Annotated in this window: 2 protein-coding genes; both read left to right on the top strand. The window is 70.5% G+C overall.

Features of this window, described 5'->3' with window-relative positions:
• Positions 1-189: 189 nt before the first annotated feature.
• Positions 190-1575, top strand: a complete 1386-nt coding sequence (locus tag K4G64_RS38840) for a NarK/NasA family nitrate transporter (protein WP_221760555.1) — start codon at positions 190-192, stop codon at positions 1573-1575.
• 117 nt (positions 1576-1692) lie between these two features.
• On the top strand, positions 1693-2844 hold the full coding sequence (locus K4G64_RS38835; protein ID WP_221760554.1) for a uroporphyrinogen-III synthase: 1152 nt from the start codon (positions 1693-1695) through the stop codon (positions 2842-2844).
• The last annotated feature ends 104 nt before the right edge of the window (positions 2845-2948 follow it).

The following is a 2948-nucleotide window of genomic DNA, read 5'->3' as shown; positions in this document are numbered from 1 at the left end:
GAACCCCCACTGGCAGCCCCCGCAGCACTGACGCGGGCGCCTCCGGGAACCTCTCATCCCGCCCGAGCGCGGGGTGAGAGCAAAGTTCCCTCGCGGTCACCCACTGGCACAGGCAGGAAACGAGCCCTCCCTACCTTCGGGGTCAGTCACCGGAAGTACGACCGAGCCCCGGAGCACAGTGGAGGCGTCATGACAGGCCCTGGCACGGCACCCGTACCCCCGAGCAAGGGCGGACGCTGGATCCGGCAGTGGGATCCCGAGAACGAGACGTTCTGGAAGGAGACCGGGGAGAAGGTCGCCCGGCGGAACCTCTTCTTCTCCGTACTGTCCGAGCACATCGGCTTCTCGATCTGGACCCTGTGGTCCGTGCTCGTGCTGTTCATGGGCCCGGAGTACGGGCTGACCCCCGCCGACAAGTTCATGCTGACCTCGATGGTCACGCTGGTCGGCGCGGTCGTCCGCGTCCCCTACACCTTCGCCGTCGCCGTCTTCGGCGGGCGGAACTGGACGATCGTCTCGGCCGGCATGCTGCTGATCCCGACCGTCGCCGCGTTCACCGTGATGGAGCCGGGCACCTCCTTCTCCACCTTCCTGCTGGTCGGCCTGCTCGCCGGCGTCGGCGGCGGCAACTTCGCCTCCTCCATGACCAACATCAATGCCTTCTTCCCCCTGCGGAAGAAGGGCTGGGCCCTCGGCCTGAACGCGGGCGGCGGCAACATCGGCGTGCCGGTGATCCAGCTGGCCGCGCTCGCGATCATCGGCGCCGGCGGCGGGCCGCGCGTCCTGCTCGGCGTCTACATCCCGCTGATCGTCGTGGCCGCCGTGCTGGCCGCGCTGTTCATGGACAACCTGGAGAACGTCAAGAACGACACCGGTGCCGCCAAGGACGCCGCCCGGGACGCCCACACGTGGATCATGTCCCTCCTCTACATCGGCACCTTCGGCTCCTTCATCGGCTACAGCTTCGCCTTCGGCCAGGTCCTGCAGAACCAGTTCGGCCGCACGCCGCTGGAGGCCGCGTACGTCACCTTCATCGGCCCACTGCTCGGCTCGCTGATCCGCCCGCTCGGCGGCTGGCTCGCCGACCGGTACGGCGGTGCGAAGATCAGCCTGTGGAACTACGTGGCGATGGGTGTCGCGACGGCGGTCCTGATCGGCGCCTCCATGGAGAAGTCGCTGTCGCTGTTCACCGGGGCGTTCGTGGTGCTGTTCGTGCTCAGCGGGCTCGGCAACGGCTCGACGTTCAAGATGATCCCGGGCATCTTCCAGAACAAGGCCCTCGCCAAGGGGCTTCAGGGCGAGGCGGCGGCGGCCTACGGGCGGCGGCTCTCCGGTGCCTCCATGGGACTCATCGGCGCGGTCGGCGCGCTCGGCGGTGTCGGCATCAACCTCGCCTTCCGCCAGTCCTTCCTCTCCTACGGCTCGGGCACCGGGGCGTTCGTCGCCTTCCTCGCCTTCTACGCGGTGTGCTTCGCGGTCACCTGGGCCGTATACCTTCGCCGCACGACTCCCCGGGTACCCGTCACCACGGCGACCTCGGAGGCGAAGTCACAGCTCAGCTACGCCGAGGTGTGACGTAACACCAGCGACATCACACCGATCCGGGCCTGTCACGAGCCGTTGACAGGCTCGCTCGGCATGTAGGTACGCCGTACCCACGAAGTACGACGACTCGAGTGCGGGACGAGAGCCATGTACGAGGAAGAACAGCGACCGGACCACGGGCCCCTGGCGGGTTTCACCGTGGGTGTGACGGCCGCGCGCCGGGCCGATGAGCTCGGGGCGCTGCTGCAGCGACGCGGTGCCGCCGTCCTGCACGCCCCTGCCCTGCGGATCGTGCCGCTCGCCGACGACAGCGAGCTGCTGGCCGCGACGAAGGAGATCATCGAGCAGGTGCCGGACATCGTCGTGGCCACGACCGCGATCGGGTTCCGGGGCTGGGTCGAGGCCGCGGACGGCTGGGGGCTCGGGGAGGAGCTGCTGTCCCGGCTGGGCGGCGTACGGATCATGGCGCGCGGGCCGAAGGTCAAGGGCGCGGTGCGGGCGGCCGGGCTGACGGAGGAGTGGTCGCCGTCGTCGGAGTCCATGGCGGAGGTGCTGGACCGGTTGCTGGAGGAGGGTGTCGACGGTCTGCGGATCGCGATCCAGCTGCACGGTGAGCCGCTGCCCGGGTTCGTGGAGGCGTTGCGGGCGGGCGGGGCCGAGGTGCTCGGGGTGCCCGTCTACCGCTGGATGCCGCCGGAGGACATCACGCCGGTCGACCGTCTGCTGGACGCGACGGTCGGCCGGTCCCTGGACGCGCTCACCTTCACCAGTGCCCCCGCCGCGGCCTCGCTCCTCTCCCGGGCGACGGAGCGCGGACTGCTCGACGAGGTCCTGGCGGCGCTGAGCCACGACGTCCTGCCGACCTGCGTGGGCCCGGTCACCGCACTGCCCCTTCAGTCGCGCGGCATCGACACGATCCAGCCCGAACGCTTCCGGCTCGGCCCGCTCGTCCAGCTCCTCTGCCAGGAACTCCCCGCGCGGGCGCGCACCTTTCCCGTCGCCGGGCACCGTGTGGAGATCCGGGGCCACGCCGTCCTGGTCGACGGCGCCCTCAAACCGGTCCCGCCCGCCGGCATGTCCCTCCTGCGCGCCCTCTCCCACCGCCCCGGCTGGGTCGTCGCCCGCGCGGACCTGCTGCGCGCGCTGCCCGGCTCCGGCCGCGACGAACACGCGGTGGAAACGGCCATGGCGCGCCTCCGCACGGCCCTCGGCACGCCGAAGCTGATCCAGACGGTGGTCAAACGCGGCTACCGCCTGGCCCTGGACCCGAGCGCGGAAACGAAATACGCGGACGCGTGATCCCGTCCGGGGGTTGAGCTGGATCGCGACATCTTCTGCCCGTTGTCGGCTGGGGGACGAGCTTCCGGGCGTCGGTGGAGAGGGCGGGGCGTGCTGCCCGGAGG

Origin of the sequence: Streptomyces sp. WAC04114, assembly GCF_019733245.1 — a bacterium.
Lineage (GTDB): Bacteria > Actinomycetota > Actinomycetes > Streptomycetales > Streptomycetaceae > Streptomyces > Streptomyces massasporeus_A.
The sequence above is the reverse complement of the archived record's forward strand: the minus strand, read 5'-3'. Positions and strand labels throughout refer to the sequence as shown.

Coding starts and splice junctions, on each gene's coding strand:
- K4G64_RS38835 (WP_221760554.1), top strand. CDS start 1,693: ATGTACGAGGAAGAACAGCGACCGGACCACGGGCCCCTGGCGGGTTTC.
- K4G64_RS38840 (WP_221760555.1), top strand. CDS start 190: ATGACAGGCCCTGGCACGGCACCCGTACCCCCGAGCAAGGGCGGACGC.